Origin of the sequence: Cellulophaga sp. 20_2_10, from assembly GCF_023476645.1 — a bacterium.
Lineage (GTDB): Bacteria > Bacteroidota > Bacteroidia > Flavobacteriales > Flavobacteriaceae > Cellulophaga.
In genome coordinates, this window is the sequence record NZ_JAMCOJ010000005.1 from 139,297 (window position 1) to 155,989 (window position 16,693).

Genomic DNA, 16,693 nt, shown 5'->3' on the forward strand with positions numbered 1-16,693 from the left:
ACGTTTGATATAGGATCTAAACTGGCAATTTATTCACAAAATTGGTAAAGAGGCAGTTATCAACCTATATAATAGATGAAACCATTATTTTCTATATGTTTATTACTACTTGCTATTACCCATGGTAACTCGCAAAATTTAGTAAAAAATTCTAGTTTTGAAGACTTTAAAATTTGCCCAGAAGATATTGGTAAATTTAAAGACAACGTAACCAATTGGTCTATTTTACAAGGCACAACAGATTACCTAAACTCTTGCAGCAGAACTGTTGGTTTTCTTAACCATAATGGAAAACAAATAGCCCGTAGCGGTTTTGCTTACGCTGGCATTTTTACTTACTCTAACAAAGATTATAGAGAATATATACAGGGAACCTTAGAGGAACCTCTTGAAAAGGATAAAAAATATATTGTTACCTTTTATGTTAGTTTAGCAGACCATGCAACCTTAGCTATTGAAGATTTTAGCATCTTATTTACAAATAAACCTGTTGCCGGTTCTGCCATACTAAATAGCAACAAAACACTAGTTACTCGTAAAACATTATCTAAAATTAATGGTTTAATTTACGATCACTACCAACAAGTAGACCCTATTTTATATAAAAGCAAACAAATTTGGATGCAGGTTTACATTCCTTTTACCGCTAAAGGATACGAAACTAATTTTACCATTGGCAATTTTGCTAGCAACGCTAGAACCCAAACGTTAAAGATTTCTAATAGCAATGAAAAAGACTTTTCTTACTACTACATAGATGATGTTAGTGTTGAAGCTAAAGACCGAGAATTACCTCCTTTATATGCCGAAACTGTTCCACAAAAAGCAGATGCTACGCCAAAAATAGAGCGCAATAAAGTGTATACGTTTAAAAATGTTTTATTTGAGTTTAATAAGGCTGATTTACTAACTGCTTCTGAAGAAGAAATAAATGTATTAACTACAATTTTACGCAATAATAGCAAGCTTACTATAGAAATTTACGGACATACTGATGCTGTTGGCTCTAAAGAACGAAACTTGGAACTTAGTAACCAACGTGCTAAAGCTGTGGCTAGCTATTTAATTGATAGCGGAATTGATGAAAACCGTGTAAAATGGATAGGATACGGCAGCAGCAAACCTGTTGCAGATAACACTACAGAAGAAGGTCGTATGGAAAATAGAAGGGTAGAGTTTAAGATGCTAGAAAATTAATTTTCTAGTTTTTCTAAACTTAATTGTTCTCCGTTAAAAACTCCGTAGGTATAATAGCCAATCCAGTCGCCAAGGTTAATGTAGGTAGATTTTCCGTTTAGGTCTATGGTCATTGGCAAATGACGGTGCCCAAAAACAAAATAATCGTAATGTTTGGTTTCTAATTTGCGTTTTGCATATTGCACCAACCACTCTTTGTCTTCGCCTAAAAACTTTACATCATCATCACCTGAAATTGCTTTATTTTTTACAGAAAAATATTGTGCTAATGATACTCCAATATCTGGATGCAACCACCTATAAAACCACTTAGAAACAGGATTTGTAAATACTTTTTTCATTCTTTTATACCCTTTATCGTGTGGGCCTAAACCATCTCCGTGGCCTATAAAAAATGACGTATTATTAAATAAAAATTGTTGTGGTGTATGGTATACTGGTATGTTTAATTCTTCTTCAAAATAACCATCCATCCAAAGATCATGATTACCTACAAAATAATACACCGGTATGCCAGCATCTGTAAGCTCTGCTAGCTTACCTAAGGTTCTTGTAAACCCTTTAGGAACCACAGTTTTATACTCGAACCAAAAATCGAATAAATCTCCTAACAAAAAAATTGCAGCAGCATCTTCTTTAATTTCGTCTAACCAAGCAACAAACTTTTTTTCTCTAGGTTTGCTTTCTGCCATAGTTGGCGCACCCAAGTGGTTATCGCTTGCAAAGTATACTTTTTTGCCTTTTGGAACTGTAATTTTTTTCATTGCCTGTAAAGATACGTAAACAGATAATTTTAATTAGTTGTCTAATGCATACCATTCTGCAAAAGAAGAATCTGTTTCTTGCAGTCTTAACGAGTGTAGATTAATATTCTTTGGCAATCTTGCTTTAATTTTAGCCGCAAAATCTATCACCATATTCTCACTAGTGGGCTGGTAATCTGCTAATATTACACTATGCCCTCTTTGTGTTAACTCGTGCGCTAACTCTACGTGTGGTGTATTTTTGTTAAAAACAGTAGCGTGGTCGTATATATCTACAATTTCTTCTTTAACTATCTTTTTAAGATCGCTAAAATCAATGACCATACCTAATTTAACGTTGGTAGTATCTGTAATAGGAGAACCAATTACGGTAACAGATAATTTATAACTATGTCCATGTACATTTCTACATTTACCATCATAGCCATATAATGCGTGACCGGTTTCAAAACTAAACTGCTTTGTTATTCTAATATTACTCATACCTTATTTTTTTGCACTGCAAAGGTATTATTTTAAGGCAGATGTTTTTATTTAACAATAGATAAAATCTCTATCAGAGCTAAAAAAGACTAAAACCATATCTTTTGTTATATCTAACTTACCTTGTGATAGAGATCTTGTGCTTTACTCTTAGAAGTTTACGTAAGTAACTATGTTAAATTGATCACGACTAGTGGTCTCAAAAAACTGGTTCATATAACCAGCTTCTATTCTTATGTTTTTATTTATATGGTAACCAAGACCACCATACAACCTATTTCTATCGAATATTGAAGTTTCTGTATTTAAGAAAATCTCGTTATAAGCAGAAATGTAATAACTTTTTTTAGCTGCATCTTTAGCATACAAGGGAACATTTAACCCTAAGAAATAACGAAATCTCATTTTAAAATCGCTTTCTACAAAACGCTGCTCAAATCTATATCTATGATTTAAAGAAACACTTCCTATACTTTGTTTAGATGTAAATTGCTGGTAAATTCTGTGTTCATTTACAGACTCTTTATCATCGGTGTCTCCTATATAGTTTTTAGATAAAATATAGCCATAACCAAGCAATACATTATTTTTACCCTCATTAAAAGTATACCCTAAACCGGTTCTTAGTAACAACTGCTCTAAATCACCAATAGCATCATAATTTCTGTATTGTACTTCGTTATGAATATTCCATTTTTGGTCTATTTTCTTGTTCCCAATATAAATTAACCAATTTCCAAAATCGCTATCCTGACTTCTTACCAAATTAGGCAGCATTAACCCAAAGGTTAATGCTACCATTAGTATTTTCTTATAACTATTATTCATAAAAATTAACAGCTCCAGAGTTAATATCATACATAGCACCTACAATCTTCACTTCTCCTTTGCTTTGCATTTCGGCTAAAACTTCGCTTTCTGCTACAATTCTGTCTATAGTAAGTAATACGTTTTTAGCAGCAACATTATCTACAAACTCTAAGTTTTTAGAATTACGCAAATCTTCTTCTTTAGGCTCTGTTACTGCATTTACAGCAGGCTTAATTTTAGCTAACATTGCAGTTAAGTTTCCTAATTCTGCATTGTCACAGGCTCCTTTAATTGCTCCACAGCTCGTATGCCCTAAAACAACAATTAACTTAGTACCAGCTAGTTTACAACCAAACTCCATACTACCTAAGATATCTTCGTTTACAAAGTTACCAGCAATACGTACACTGAAAATATCTCCCAAACCTTGATCAAAAACCAATTCTGATGATACTCTAGAGTCTATACAACTTAAAATAGTTGCAAAAGGAAACTGACCATCACTAGTGTCATTTACTTGCTCTAATAAATTTCTGTTTGCTTTTAAGTTATTCTGAAACCTTACGTTTCCTTCTTTTAAATATTCTAAAGATTTTTCTGGAGTCATTGTTGACTGCGTCTCTTTTGTATGTGCTTTCATATATTTTATTTTTAAATGTTACTGTAATATGTAATTAAGCGTTTGCGTATAATAGTAATGATACGTTTGTTTTATCTATTACATTACGTATGCCATTTGTGGCTCTATTTACACACAACAAATTAATATTACTTTTTACTAAATATTTAGATATATTGCTTATTGTATTATCCCCTTGCTCAAAAACATATTCAACAGCATTTTTAGAGTTTACAGACTCTTGCAGCTTACTCCCTTTTTCTACAACAGAAAATGATGTTACTGGTTGCTGACTATGCTTCATTAAATCTTCTGTAAACTTAAAACTTAAATGCTCTTCACCTTCACTTAAAACCCCTAAAGACAAGGCATTTATAGGCTCTACCGTTCCATCATTAGCCGCAATCATAATTACGCCTTTGTAATTTTTTAGAACAAAATCTGTAATATGGTCACCGATAACATTCACTATTTTAGCTTTTCTTTTACCTAAAACAATTATGTCTGGTTTTTGCTCTTCAATCTGTTTTGCAATTTCGTTCCTAATATTTCCAAAAGAAAAACTATACTTAATTTTTACATCTGTAACCTTAGAAATTGGCTTTACAATTGCACTAATTATATTATCTGTGCTACTGTATTGCTCATTAATAGAACGCATCGCAGACAGTTGGTTGTCCCTAAGAACTACATCCGAAGGTTTTTTTACGTAAAAAAAAGATACTTCGCCGCCTATCATTTTAGCAAGATTAACAGTGCTTTTTAATGTTGAAACTGTTGTCTTTTTTAAATCTGATAGTACTAAAATTTTATATTTATTTTTTATCATAAGTTTTAACTTAAACTAATATTAGATTTAGGTCTTAACTTGAAAAACTCTATAAAACTGTCTGGATTTTCTACTATTCCTCTTTTTGAAATTAATTTGATATCTATATTTCTTTCTTTTGCTTTAAATGCAAAATCTTCTAAAATCTCTATAATATCGTAATCTAGATATCTTGTTTTAGTAACATCAAATTCAAAATAAGTATCTCTAGGCAAGCTATCTAATTCTTTTAAAATAGCTCCTTTATTAAAAAAGGTAACCTCTTCTGCAAGTGTCATTTTTATTTTATGCTTTCCGTTACTGTTGTCTTCAATATGAAGAAAATGTGAATTCTGGTAACTTTTCAGAAGTATAACAACAACTCCTACAGCTAATCCTAAAGCAATACCTACTAATAAATCTGTAAAAACAATACCTCCTACAGTAACAAAGAATGGTATAGACTGTTTCCAACCCAACTTATACATCTTAAAAAACAATGCTGGTTTTGCTAACTTATAACCTACAATTAATAAAATTGCTGCTAAAACAGATAACGGAATCATATTTAACAATGTAGGAATAAGAACAACAGAGATTAACAGTAGAAAACCGTGTAAAATTGCAGCCATTTTTGTTTTTCCATTAGATTGTATGTTTGCAGAACTACGCACAATAACTTGGGTAATAGGCAAACCACCTATTAAACCAGAAATAATATTACCAGTACCTTGAGCTAGTAATTCTCTGTTCGTCGGTGTTACGCTTTTTTCTGGATCTATCTTATCTGTAGCTTCTACACAAAGTAATGTTTCTAAACTTGCAACTAAAGCAATTGTAAATGCTATAACCCAAACCTGTGGATTTGTAATAGCTGAAAAATTAGGAAAACTAAATTGACCTATAAAAGAATCTAAACTATCTGGTACAGGCACACTTACTAAGTGTATAGCAGAAACACCAAAAACATCGTTAGTTTTAGTTAAGGTATAAAAAATAATACCTACAGCTACAGCTACTAAAGGACCTTGAACAACTTCAAAAATCTTCCCCTTTTTTATTAAAACATTACTCCATAATAATAATATACCTAAACTTATAAGCCCAACAACAGTTGGCCCTACAGCTATATTATCAAAAATACTAAGAATAGCAGAAAATGTATTCTCACCTGTTGCTTGCACAAAGCTATCTGCCCCTTCTGGTTCTGAATCATAACCAAAAAAGTGTGGAATTTGCTTTAAAATAATAATGATACCAATACCTGTTAGCATCCCTTTAATTACAGAAGAAGGAAAATAATATCCAATAATACCAGCTTTCAAAATTCCAAAAACCAATTGTATAACACCTCCTAAAACAACAGCAACTAAAAAGTTTTCATAACTACCTAAAGTCCCAATTGCCGTTAAAACAATGGCTGCCAAACCAGCAGCTGGTCCACTTACTCCAACTCTAGAGCCACTTAAAGCACCTACAACTACACCACCAATGATACCTGCAATTACACCTGCAAATAAAGGTGCACCACTTGCTAATGCAATACCTAAACATAAAGGTAATGCAACAAAGAATACGACAATACTCGCTGGTAAGTCGCTTTTTAAATTTTTAAACATATTAAATAGAATATTGTCCTCTTAGACTTATTTTTTTTGTCAAGAGGAGTTAATAAATTAATAGCAACTACACCGAAATGTATAGTCACAAAAAAGTCTAATTATAATATGTAAAAATCGGGAGGTGGTGAAACAAGGTTTATAAGAGGTCTTGGGTACTTTTTAAAAGAATACCCTTGCTTGTTTTTCTTTTCTACTAAAGAAATATTTATATCTGAAAAATTATCTGCTGTCAAAAACTTTTTAGCACTATGACCTTCCTCTTCTTCAGAGATTGAATAAAAAATAGAAATATCTATAGAATCATTAACCATCTTGATAATCGTTGGCGCAGATAAAAACGCAACGAAAAGCACAGTGAAAAATATGGAAATAATCTTTTTAGACATTACATTTAAAATTCGGAAAGTTGCAAAGATAATATTCTACGCTTTTAACACTGCAACAGAAGTGTATTAATAAATTGTTAAGTTTTTTGTGTTTTAATTATTTTACTGATTATCAATTAGTTAAAATAAATATTTTTATACACACAAGTTACACCCATTGTAATAACACCGCCCAAAAGCAAGGTGAATTAAATACTACAGGTTAATTTAAGGTATTTTGATGTGCTAATAACATTCTTCTTTTAGGATAAACTTTTATATAGAGTATCCCAGAAAGACATATAACAACACAAGCATACAACTCTAATAATCTAGTTACTTTCTCTTGTATTTTTTACTGTTTTTAACTCTGTTAAAAACGTAAACTGCTACTACAAATAATGCTAATAATGGAAAAACTAAATCCCCTCCCATGGTTTAAAAATTTTATTGTTTTTTATTTTTTAAGGCAAACGAAACTATTGCTGCCGTTACTACTCCCATAGATAACGCTGTAAATATGCCCTGTCGTATATAATTATTTAAATTAAAAAACTCAAGTGCCTTATCTTCTTTCATTCTACCTGCCTCTACAATGTATGCTACAATATTAGAAAAATACTCTGGAGAAATATAAACCTGCGTTATGTACTGCGTAGCCGGACTTAACAAAGCTACAACAGCACTTAATACAATACCGCTAATAAATCCTTGTTTCCAAGTCATTTCACCCTTAAAATCGTTCTTTTTTTTATCTAACAAAGCCAACACAAATACAACTATCGCTACCAAAGCAAATAAGTTTGTATACATTAATTGTTTATTAATAAGCTCTGAGTGCCATCCCATTTGTTTCTCAAACAAAGCCCATAAAAGTGCACAACCAGAAAAGATAAAACCCCATTTTATCTCAGTTTTAAACTTATTCATATCTGCTTATTTTCTATATTTTGATAATGCATTTTTTGTAAAGTCCGATAGAACTAATTTACCAGAAATTGTTGCTCTCTCTCTTAGTAAAGCATCCCAGTTTTCTGTTCCATTCCACAATATAGTTTTCATTTCTTGCAATGCCTCTGGGTTGTATGATGCTAATTTTTCTATGAAAATCGAAATTTCCTTATCCATTTCTTTACTAGACTCAAATACTTTTGCAAACAAACCTTTGTCTTTTGCCCAATAAGCACTTTGCCAATCTGTAGCCGCTAAGGACAGTTCTGCTAAACCACTTTTACCTATTTTACGTTCTACGGCTGGTGCAATAACAAAAGGACCAATACCGATAGAGAGTTCAGATAATTTTATAGATGCTGCCTCTGTAGCAAAAACATAGTCGCACGCAGCTGCCAAACCAACACCACCCCCAACAGTTTTACCTTGAACACGACCTACTATTAGTTTTTTACACGTCCGCATTGCATTAATAACGTTTGCAAAACCACTAAAAAATTGTTGTCCTTCTTCTAAGTTTGTTACTTCCATTAACTCATCAAAAGAAGCACCTGCACAAAAAGCTTTTTCACCTTCGGACTTTAAAACAATTACAGCAACATTAGTATCTACAGATAATTTCTGTATCTCTTTTGTTAACCGATCTAACAATTCCGCTACAAAAGAATTACTAGCCGGATGACCGAATTCTATTGTTGCTACTTTATTATCTATACTGGTATATAAACTACCACTTGTTCTAGTTGTGCCCATAAAGGTGTTATTAATTTCCTAAGATCAAAATTACGTTTTTTGTAAGAAGGGACGAAACTTTGAGTTAAATTTAAACACCAATGCTACTCCTCTTATTAGCATCCAAACCGTAAAAGCAATCCAAATTCCTGTAAAACCCCAACCTAAATGTTTTCCCAAATACAGCATAGGTACAAAGCCTAAAAAAGTTGCTCCTAATAGTGTATTTCTCAAGTATTTCATTTCTCCCAAACCTTTAAATAAGCCATCAAAAACAAAAGCGATAGAATTTATAGGTAAGCCTAAAATTATAATATAAAAAACCGAGTAAAAAGTATCCAATGCCACTTGTTCGTTAGAAAAAATTCTTCCTATAGGTTGATAAAATACAAAGCCTAAAACCATTAATACCAGACTGACTATTACTCCGTACTGTACTATTTTTTTTGCCAAATTCCATAAACTAGAGTAGTCTTTTGCACCTAGTAACTTACCTCCTAAAATATTGCCTGCCGCTCCATAACCGTCTATAAAAAAGGCCGAAAATAGCCATACATTTATAGCTATGGTATGCGCACCAATAAACCTATCTCCTAAATCTGTAGCCTCGCGTACTGCTAATATTAATGCTATGTTTAATGATAATGCTCTTACAAATAAATTTAAACTCATTATTACCAAACGCCCTAATTCTGGATGAAGCGGAAAACGCAGTTTTAAACTAATATCCGTTTTTAAAAGAAGTAAGAAAAACGCAATTATTGCCATTACCCCTTGTGATAGTAAACTTGCCCAGGCAGCACCATCTAAATACATTGGCTCCAAAACACCTTCTACACCATACACAAAAATATAATCTAAAAATATATTTAAAACTGCACCTATTAAAGCAATAACCATTGGCCAACTTGTATTCTGCAAGCCTCTAAAAATACCCATTACCGCAAACGTAAATAACGTTAATGGAAAACCCCAAACTCTAATGCCGTAGTAGGAAACGCAGAACTCTAAAATTTTATCTTTTGCTTTTAAAAACACAAATATTTCTTCTACAACAAAAACAGTAGACAATAGAATTACAATACTTAGTAGAATATTAAAAAAAATAGCTTGTACTGGTAGTGCTTTAACCTCTTCTAGACGACCAGCTCCTAAATACTGAGAAATTATGGCAGAAATAGCACTTCTAGTTTGCCCTAATATCCAAATAAGCATAGATAAAAAAGACCCCACAATACCTGCCGCCGCCAAAGATTCTAGTCCGTATTCTGGAATATTACCCACTATGGCCGCATCTGTAATAGATAACAATGGCTCAGATATACCTGCAATGGTAGCTGGTATAGCAAGTCTGTTAATATTTCTAAAATTTACAATTGTTTTCAAAAAAAAGTGACTTTATAAAACTAGTTCGTAACAATGAAAAGGCTGTTCACTTTGCTTTGGAAAATAAATATCTCCCAGTCTTTTATAACCTCTAGCCTCGTAAAAACGCACATTACGCTTGTTGGCACTAAACGTATCTAACCGAACAGAAGCAAACTTACTTTCTTTTGCATAAGATTCTGCAAAGCTCATCATTTTTTGCGCATATCCTTTACCTTGATGCTCTGGATGCACAGATAATCTGTGTATGTACAGATTAGCGTTATTTTTTGTGAGCCACTTTATAGGCACATACTCATTATCCATATGGGTAGTTAATACAATGGTTCCCACAACTCTTTCATCGATCTCTAAAACATAAAGTTCTCCTTGTGCAATATCATTTAAAAAAGCTTGTTTACTTGGGTAATGCTCGTTCCATTGGTAAATGCTATTTTTAATCATAAAAGCAGCACAAGCCTTTATTACAGCAATAATTTTATCTATTTCTAATTTTTTTGCTAAACGAATCATTCGAGGTCTAAATTAAATTGTAAATTTAGAGTATAAAATACAACTGATAAAATGTACCCGTATTTTTAATACACCTTTAACCAAGGTAAAATGTGCATATAATAACCTAATTAAACTTAGTATAGAAAAATGAAGAATATATTGGTTCCTATAGGGACATCTACAGAAAGTTATGAAACATTACAATATGCAGTAGATTTTGCTGAAAATTTTGATGCTACCATTTATGTTATGGAAGTTTTTACTGTAATTTCTGCCGGAGCTGGTAGTTTAGCTAATGTTACAGACAAAATTGAAAAAAAGAATAGAGAACAATTATTAGACATAATTAGTAAGGTTGATAAAAAAGGAACTGAAATAAAAATTGCAACCTACCAGGGTGATATTATAAAAGGTCTTAAAAAAATTGACAAAGAATTTTTAGGAATAGACTTAATAATTATGGCTCCCAGAAGCAATGATGTTAACGAGAGTAATTACCTTGGCAACACCTCTGGTAAAATTATTAAAAAAACAGATATTCCTACGTTAATAGTACCAAAAGGATATGTTTTTAAACCTATAACATCTATACTTACAGCGTTTAAATCTGGTATTTTAAAACGCAAAAGAATACTTACCCCATTAATTACCATTAAAAAACAATTTAATAGTAGTGTTAACTTGTTATTGGTTAAAACTCCTGGATATACAGATGATGATTTAAGGGTAGATACCGCTCTTTTAGATATTAGCTCCAAAATGACACTTACAGAAAACGTAACTACGTACCACGGTGTTTTAGAGCACTTTATAACGAAACACCCTGATATGCTTTGTGTTTTTAGAAGAAAGCGTGGTTTTTTTAAAAAATTATGGGAAAAGAATACCATTTCTAAATCTGAATTTTATGCACCAGTACCTGTATTGGTTTTAAGCGTTAAAAAAGACTAAGCTCTTTTTGGGGGATTAGCTCAGCTGGCTAGAGCGCTTGCCTGGCAGGCAAGAGGTCACCGGTTCGACTCCGGTATTCTCCACCATATTGCTTTACAAACAAAAGCCCCTTTAGAGTTTTCTAAAGGGGCTTTTATATGTTTTATAGCTCTACAAATTGAGAGTCCTAGCTTCTCTATTCTCTATTTCATCAATCATTGTTTCCTTTTTAGAATAAGATCTAATTGTAACTACAGTTACAACAGCCAATACAACACCTAAAATAGAATTTATAATTTCTACTAAAGTACTGTTTAAAAACCCATCTATAGTTTGTATTTTAGAAACCATTTTAAAAAGATATTGCCCTATATAATTAGATATAATCCATAATGCCCACCACAAACCAATAACAGTTACATCACTCTTTACCTGGTTATTTGTTTTAGAATTTATAAGATTTGTTGTTTTTAAGTCCATTTCTTTCATTATCTGATACGGCCTAAATAAAGAAATAATTGGCACAAACCAAGCACCTACTGCCCACCATTCAAAATGACTACAATTTACCCTAATATTTAAATTATAATACGCTCTTCTAAACCATCGTAAAAAGGTAACTATTGACACTACAAAAGCAACTAAGTACATAAGAGCAATTATTTGCTCTCTATTATCATTAGAATCTAATACCAGATCTGATACATATTCTTCATTTTTTAGCAAAAGTAATAAGTTATACTGCAGGTAAGATGAAAATGCTGAAGCAGCATCTAACGCCATAACTACCCAAATAAGTGCCTGAGCAATTTTAGCCCTTTCTAAATTTGGTTTAATAGCTTCTCTTTTATTTGTGGTCCCTACTACAACCTGAGGGTCTTCATCATAATCAAAACAAACGCCAACAAAATCTAAGTTTTTACCTTTTATATTGCAAATACCTTCTTTATTATCAACAGCTCTCTTCCGGTTTAGGCATTGTTTACACCTCTCAAATTGGGAATCAGTCATATATTGTTTGGTACATTATAAATGTAAGCTAAGGGCTACATTTATATGGTTACAAATTACATAACGATGCATAAAACAGGTTATTGTAAAAAGTAGTTTTCAAAAATTAAAAGCCCCTTTAGAGTAATTCCAAAGAGGCTTTTCTTTTTTGGGAAAAAGGTGGTTTTATTTTTTTTGTTCTGGCATTAAAATTAGCTCTACAAGATTAGCTTCATCAAAATAGGTATTTGCTATTTCTTTAAAATCTTTAGATGTTAACTTTTTTATATCATCATTAAAATTTAAAATATCACTCATATCAAGATTATACTCAATAACATTTTTTAGTTTATAACTCCAATAAGAATTATACTTAGCATTAGATGTATTATTAGCAACTTCTGCTTCTTTTATTTTATGTAAATCAATTTCAGAAACTCCGTTTGCTTTTATCTTATTAATCTCCTCATAAACTTTGTCCTTTAATTTTTCTACATTTTTTGGTGCACATGTAAATCTAACATTTAATCTATACCAGCTATTTGGTTTATTTGTTGCAAATCCAGATACCTGAACTCCATATACACCTGCCATTTTTTCTCTTAACTCTTGTGTTAATTTAATCTTTAAAGCCTTGCCTAAAAGCATAATGTTTTTTTGCTTTTTTAAAGAAAAATCTAATGTTCCAGTGAAGCTAATATCGACTTTACTCTTTTGCTCTGACCCTTTATAAAAGGTTTTTTTTATAACTCCCTCAGGACGTCTTAATCCAAAATCTACCCAATCACTATTTTCATTTGTATTAGAAGGTAAGCTTCCTAAATATTGGATTACATTACTTTTTAAATCTTCCAAATCAAAACTACCTACAAATACAAAAGTGAAGTCATTAGCATTTTTTAAACGACCTTTATAAAAGTCAAAAACCTTATCAAATTGCAAACCCTCTTTTACCTGTTCTTCTGTAAAAGGAACACCTCTTAAATGATTCTGCGTCATTATTTGAGCTTTTTTCTTTTCAAAATAAGCATCAGGACTTACATCTTGGTCTTTATAAAGAGCTAACATTCTAGATTTTCTAGAATTAAAAACACTTTCATCTTTATTTGGAGCTATAAAATACAAGTAAGACAATTGCAACATTAACTCTAAGTCTTCAGAAGAACTACTACCCGAAAATAATTCGTCATAAAAATTAATACGAGGAGTTACCTTTACTGTTCTGCCTGCTATTAATTTATTTAAATTAATAGCAGAAATATCATTAACTCCACTAGAACCTACGATATCCCCTGCATTTCTAGCAGACACATAATCTTCTGCAGAAGAGGTGGAACTGCCTCCCGGCCTAAAACCTGTCATACTAATCATATCATTCTGAAGTGTAGTTGGTTTAGCCAAAATAGTAACTCCATTAGCAAGTTTCCAAGTTGTTACATTTAATTCTTTATTAAATTCGGTTGCAACGACAGTTCCTTTTTTTGGTTTCTTCTTAAGCAGTACAACATCTCCTAAAGTATCTACATAAGGTTTTATTTTTTTATTCTTAACTGCTTTAAAAACTGATGTTATAGCCTTAGTATCTGGCACTATTAGATTTTCTTTTTCTGGAGCATTTATAACTACCGATATATTGTCTTCCGTAATCCACTTTTCTGCAACTTTACTTAAGTCCTCTACTTTTATTGTTGGGAATATTTTTTGATAAAAATTGTATATAAAAGTCTCACTAGGAATTGAAACTTTGTCTGTAAAGTTATCTATGTACTGCTCCAGATAAAATTTTGAAGAGACCTTACCCTTTTCTTTTATCACCGCAAACACACTGTTTAATAGCCTTGTCTTATATCTTTCTAACTCTGTTGTTGTAAAGCCAAACCTATGAACTCTCTCGCTTTCTTCAAGCAAGCGTTCTATGCCTTCTTCTATCTGTTTTTCTTTAAGGTCTGCTTTTAAATAGTAACTATCAATATTACCTAAAAATTTACCAATACCTGCCTTTGCAGATAAAAAAGGAGCATTGCCCGCCATAGGTATTTCTGCTAATCTTTGGCGTAACATTCCGGAATACATTTTTTGCAATAAGTCTTGCTTTAAGTCTTTAAGAGTTACTTCTTGCTCTTTCTCTTGCTTGTAGTAAATAGATACCGTAACTCCTCTAGCTTCTTTATCTGCCTGAGAAGATACCTTAATCCCTGCATTTGATGGCACTTTATAATACACTCTTTCTTTTGGTTTTTTAGGACCTTTAAGCGTTCTAAACATAGACTTAATTTTAGCTTCAGTTTCTTCTAAATTAAAATCACCCACCATTACTATTGCCATTAAATCTGGCCTATACCAATCTTTATAAAAACGTTTTAAAGCATTATACTCAGAATTCATTATAACATCTAATGTACCTATTGGAGCTCTATTTGCATATCTAGAATTATTAGTTAAAATAGGTAAAGATTTATAGTACATTCTAGAACCTGCGCCACTTCTAGAACGCAACTCTTCTGCAACCACACCTCTCTCATTATCTATTTCTTCATCAGAAAATGTAATGCCATCTGCCCAGTCTCTTAGTATTTGAAGACTTAGCCCAAAAGCCTCTTTATTATCTGTTGGTACAGATAATTTATAAACTGTCTCGTCAAAACTTGTATGCGCATTTAAGTCTGCTCCAAATTCAATTCCTAGATTTTGCAGATGGTCTATCAGTTTATTTTTTTCGAAATTTTTAGTTCCATTAAAAGCCATATGCTCTATAAAGTGAGCAAGACCCAATTGGTCTTCATCCTCTAAAATAGAACCTGCATTAAGTACCAAACGCATTTCTGCTTTGTTCTCTGGTTTTGCATTCTGTTTTATATAGTATGTAAGTCCGTTTTTTAACACACCCACTTTAACTGATGGATCTGTTGGTATTGGATCTTCCAAATTTAATTTTTGTTGTGCACAGAGCGTAAAAGCCCCCACAAACAAAAGAGCAAAAATTGTGCTTACTGTTTTCTTCATTTTATATAAGATTATAGTTTTTATGTTACTGTATAGCTAACTAAGGCACATATTCTTTTATAAAATTGTACACTATAGCTATTGAAATACAGTGGTAAATAAGGATTGAAAAGTTTAAGCGTTTTTAAATAGGGCCACCAAAAAGCAACCCTATTAAAAACTTAAAAACTAACTCAGTTTTTGTTATTCGTAACCAGGATTTTGGTCTGCTAATGTAATAGACCCATTACCATTAATCTCCTCTTCCGGAATAGGAAGTATGTATTGGTTAGAGCTTGTTACTGTTGGCTTTAAGGTCATAATTTTATTAAAACGTATCGCTGCAAACCATTCACTTCCATTTTCAAAGGCTAGTTCACGCGTTATTTCATTAAAAATATCATCTTTTAATTCTTCCATAGTAGTTGCTGGCGAATCTCCAATAGTTGCTCTATTTCTAATAATATTTAGCGGAGCGCTACTATCTTCTAAACTAGCACCACTAAAGGCTAAGCCTTCCGCCTTTATTAAGTACATCTCTGCTAAGCGCATAAAATATGTTGGCCTAAATGCCTCCGTATTATTTGTTTTTAAAACACTAGAACCAGAATAAGTAAGTGCTTGCCTAGGGTCTCCTTCTATTAAATCTGTAAACCAACCACTAGCTACTCTACCAAAATAAAAACGCTTACGGTTGTTGTCTTCACTATCAGAATTTTCATCTCTGTAAGTCATCAAAATCATTTCTGAAGAATTTAATCCATTTGAGAAAGCTGCTTCAAAAGTTGGCTCTAAACTAACAAAACCATCAGTTATAACCTCATCTGCGACAGCAGCTGCCTCTGCATATTTACCTTGATACAATAATACCTTTGCTTTTAATGCCTTTGCTGCAGTTTTAGACCCTCTATATGATACTGAGTAATCTGGAGCTTTTTCTAAAGCTACTTCAATATCTGATAAAATTTGAGCATATGTTTCTTCTACAGTGCTTCTTTTCTTATTTCTTGTTACAAAGTTTGATGGCTCGGTACGTAAAATTACACCCAAATTACTACTAGAATCAAAAAATTGACCAAAGTAACGCAGAGCATCAAAAGTTGCCATTGCACGTAAAAAATGTGCTTCACCGATAATTTCTTCTTTTACTGAAGCAGAAATCTGATCTTCTGTTAATTGAGAAGTTAATACTATTGAGTTGTTAGAGGCATCTATAACTTTATAAAAAACAAGCCATAAATCTCTTACGTAAAAGTTATCATATAGAACATCGTTAACAGAAAACTGACCATTTATAGAACCTCCTCCTGTTTGACTCATTGAACCAACCATTGCACTAGGAATTAACTCCGTATACATATAATAAAGTGCATTTGTACGAGATGTTATAGTTGTATACACTCCATTAAGCAATGCTTTTGCATCTGTCTCGTTCTGCACAACGTTCTCTGCCACTAAATTGTTTGGAGGGTCATTATCTAAAACATCTGTTAGCTCACAAGATGTTATTAAAGAAAGTATTGATATATATATTATTATTTTTTTCATAGCTGTATATT

At 32.1% G+C, this 16,693-nt stretch carries 16 protein-coding genes and 1 tRNA gene; 3 read left to right on the plus strand and 14 right to left on the minus strand.

The annotated features are described in order from the left end of the window. Positions 1–75: 75 nt before the first annotated feature. The gene (locus M4I21_RS11375) at positions 76–1,197 is read left to right on the plus strand and encodes an OmpA family protein (protein ID WP_249559285.1); all 1,122 of its coding nucleotides are present in this window, start codon (positions 76–78) and stop codon (positions 1,195–1,197) included. Here the strand turns inward: M4I21_RS11375 and M4I21_RS11380 are convergent. The 11 genes from M4I21_RS11380 to M4I21_RS11430 all read right to left on the minus strand — a co-directional run bounded on the left by M4I21_RS11380 (position 1,194) and on the right by M4I21_RS11430 (position 10,250). Continuing rightward, complete coding sequence (locus M4I21_RS11380; RefSeq protein ID WP_249559286.1) at positions 1,194–1,961, minus strand: UDP-2,3-diacylglucosamine diphosphatase; 768 nt, start codon at positions 1,959–1,961, stop codon at positions 1,194–1,196. The genes M4I21_RS11375 and M4I21_RS11380 overlap by 4 nt on opposite strands. 33 nt (positions 1,962–1,994) lie before the next feature. After that, on the minus strand, positions 1,995–2,444 hold the full coding sequence (locus M4I21_RS11385; protein ID WP_249559287.1) for a 6-pyruvoyl trahydropterin synthase family protein: 450 nt from the start codon (positions 2,442–2,444) through the stop codon (positions 1,995–1,997). Positions 2,445–2,594: 150 nt separating this feature from the next. Continuing rightward, a complete protein-coding gene (locus M4I21_RS11390; RefSeq protein ID WP_249559288.1) occupies positions 2,595–3,245 on the minus strand; it encodes a DUF2490 domain-containing protein in 651 nt (216 codons plus the stop codon). 19 nt (positions 3,246–3,264) lie between these two features. After that, a complete protein-coding gene (locus M4I21_RS11395; protein ID WP_249559289.1) occupies positions 3,265–3,894 on the minus strand; it encodes a carbonic anhydrase family protein in 630 nt (209 codons plus the stop codon). 34 nt (positions 3,895–3,928) lie between these two features. Further along, positions 3,929–4,702, minus strand: coding sequence for a universal stress protein (locus M4I21_RS11400; protein ID WP_249559290.1), 774 nt, complete (start codon positions 4,700–4,702; stop codon positions 3,929–3,931). A 5-nt stretch (positions 4,703–4,707) separates the two neighbouring features. Then, complete coding sequence (locus M4I21_RS11405) at positions 4,708–6,300, minus strand: SulP family inorganic anion transporter (RefSeq protein ID WP_249559291.1); 1,593 nt, start codon at positions 6,298–6,300, stop codon at positions 4,708–4,710. Between the two features lie 101 nt (positions 6,301–6,401). After that, positions 6,402–6,614, minus strand: a complete 213-nt coding sequence (locus M4I21_RS11410) for a hypothetical protein (RefSeq protein WP_249559292.1) — start codon at positions 6,612–6,614, stop codon at positions 6,402–6,404. A 501-nt stretch (positions 6,615–7,115) separates the two neighbouring features. Further along, positions 7,116–7,598 (minus strand): DUF4199 domain-containing protein, encoded by a 483-nt coding sequence (locus M4I21_RS11415; protein WP_249559293.1) that lies wholly within the window; start codon positions 7,596–7,598, stop codon positions 7,116–7,118. A 6-nt stretch (positions 7,599–7,604) separates the two neighbouring features. Next, entirely contained in the window at positions 7,605–8,372 is a 768-nt protein-coding gene (locus M4I21_RS11420) for an enoyl-CoA hydratase/isomerase family protein (RefSeq protein WP_249559294.1), read from the minus strand. A 30-nt stretch (positions 8,373–8,402) separates the two neighbouring features. Beyond that, complete coding sequence (locus M4I21_RS11425) at positions 8,403–9,737, minus strand: MATE family efflux transporter (protein WP_249559295.1); 1,335 nt, start codon at positions 9,735–9,737, stop codon at positions 8,403–8,405. Positions 9,738–9,749: 12 nt separating this feature from the next. After that, entirely contained in the window at positions 9,750–10,250 is a 501-nt protein-coding gene (locus M4I21_RS11430; RefSeq protein WP_249559296.1) for a GNAT family N-acetyltransferase, read from the minus strand. Between the two features lie 129 nt (positions 10,251–10,379). Here M4I21_RS11430 and M4I21_RS11435 point away from each other — a divergent pair, with 129 nt between their 5' ends. Then, a complete protein-coding gene (locus tag M4I21_RS11435; protein ID WP_249559297.1) occupies positions 10,380–11,183 on the plus strand; it encodes a universal stress protein in 804 nt (267 codons plus the stop codon). Positions 11,184–11,192: 9 nt separating this feature from the next. Beyond that, positions 11,193–11,269 (plus strand) — tRNA-Ala (locus tag M4I21_RS11440). A 64-nt stretch (positions 11,270–11,333) separates the two neighbouring features. Here M4I21_RS11440 and M4I21_RS11445 read toward each other — a convergent pair. The 3 genes from M4I21_RS11445 to M4I21_RS11455 all read right to left on the minus strand — a co-directional run bounded on the left by M4I21_RS11445 (position 11,334) and on the right by M4I21_RS11455 (position 16,682). Continuing rightward, positions 11,334–12,173: a DUF4328 domain-containing protein gene (locus M4I21_RS11445; protein ID WP_249559298.1), complete on the minus strand. Its 840-nt coding sequence runs from the start codon at positions 12,171–12,173 to the stop codon at positions 11,334–11,336. Positions 12,174–12,338: 165 nt separating this feature from the next. Beyond that, entirely contained in the window at positions 12,339–15,155 is a 2,817-nt protein-coding gene (locus tag M4I21_RS11450) for a M16 family metallopeptidase (protein ID WP_249559299.1), read from the minus strand. A 183-nt stretch (positions 15,156–15,338) separates the two neighbouring features. Then, on the minus strand, positions 15,339–16,682 hold the full coding sequence (locus M4I21_RS11455) for a RagB/SusD family nutrient uptake outer membrane protein (RefSeq protein WP_249559300.1): 1,344 nt from the start codon (positions 16,680–16,682) through the stop codon (positions 15,339–15,341). Between the last annotated feature and the right edge of the window lie 11 nt (positions 16,683–16,693).

Excerpts from the sequence above, each read along its gene's own strand:
- M4I21_RS11375 (WP_249559285.1), top strand. The coding sequence starts at position 76 with ATGAAACCATTATTTTCTATATGTTTATTACTACTTGCTATTACCCAT.
- M4I21_RS11380 (WP_249559286.1), bottom strand. The coding sequence starts at position 1,961 with ATGAAAAAAATTACAGTTCCAAAAGGCAAAAAAGTATACTTTGCAAGC.
- M4I21_RS11385 (WP_249559287.1), bottom strand. The coding sequence starts at position 2,444 with ATGAGTAATATTAGAATAACAAAGCAGTTTAGTTTTGAAACCGGTCAC.
- M4I21_RS11390 (WP_249559288.1), bottom strand. The coding sequence starts at position 3,245 with ATGGTAGCATTAACCTTTGGGTTAATGCTGCCTAATTTGGTAAGAAGT.
- M4I21_RS11395 (WP_249559289.1), bottom strand. The coding sequence starts at position 3,894 with ATGAAAGCACATACAAAAGAGACGCAGTCAACAATGACTCCAGAAAAA.
- M4I21_RS11400 (WP_249559290.1), bottom strand. The coding sequence starts at position 4,702 with ATGATAAAAAATAAATATAAAATTTTAGTACTATCAGATTTAAAAAAG.
- M4I21_RS11405 (WP_249559291.1), bottom strand. The coding sequence starts at position 6,300 with ATGTTTAAAAATTTAAAAAGCGACTTACCAGCGAGTATTGTCGTATTC.
- M4I21_RS11410 (WP_249559292.1), bottom strand. The coding sequence starts at position 6,614 with ATGGTTAATGATTCTATAGATATTTCTATTTTTTATTCAATCTCTGAA.
- M4I21_RS11415 (WP_249559293.1), bottom strand. The coding sequence starts at position 7,598 with ATGAATAAGTTTAAAACTGAGATAAAATGGGGTTTTATCTTTTCTGGT.
- M4I21_RS11420 (WP_249559294.1), bottom strand. The coding sequence starts at position 8,372 with ATGGGCACAACTAGAACAAGTGGTAGTTTATATACCAGTATAGATAAT.
- M4I21_RS11430 (WP_249559296.1), bottom strand. The coding sequence starts at position 10,250 with ATGATTCGTTTAGCAAAAAAATTAGAAATAGATAAAATTATTGCTGTA.
- M4I21_RS11435 (WP_249559297.1), top strand. The coding sequence starts at position 10,380 with ATGAAGAATATATTGGTTCCTATAGGGACATCTACAGAAAGTTATGAA.
- M4I21_RS11445 (WP_249559298.1), bottom strand. The coding sequence starts at position 12,173 with ATGACTGATTCCCAATTTGAGAGGTGTAAACAATGCCTAAACCGGAAG.
- M4I21_RS11450 (WP_249559299.1), bottom strand. The coding sequence starts at position 15,155 with ATGAAGAAAACAGTAAGCACAATTTTTGCTCTTTTGTTTGTGGGGGCT.
- M4I21_RS11455 (WP_249559300.1), bottom strand. The coding sequence starts at position 16,682 with ATGAAAAAAATAATAATATATATATCAATACTTTCTTTAATAACATCT.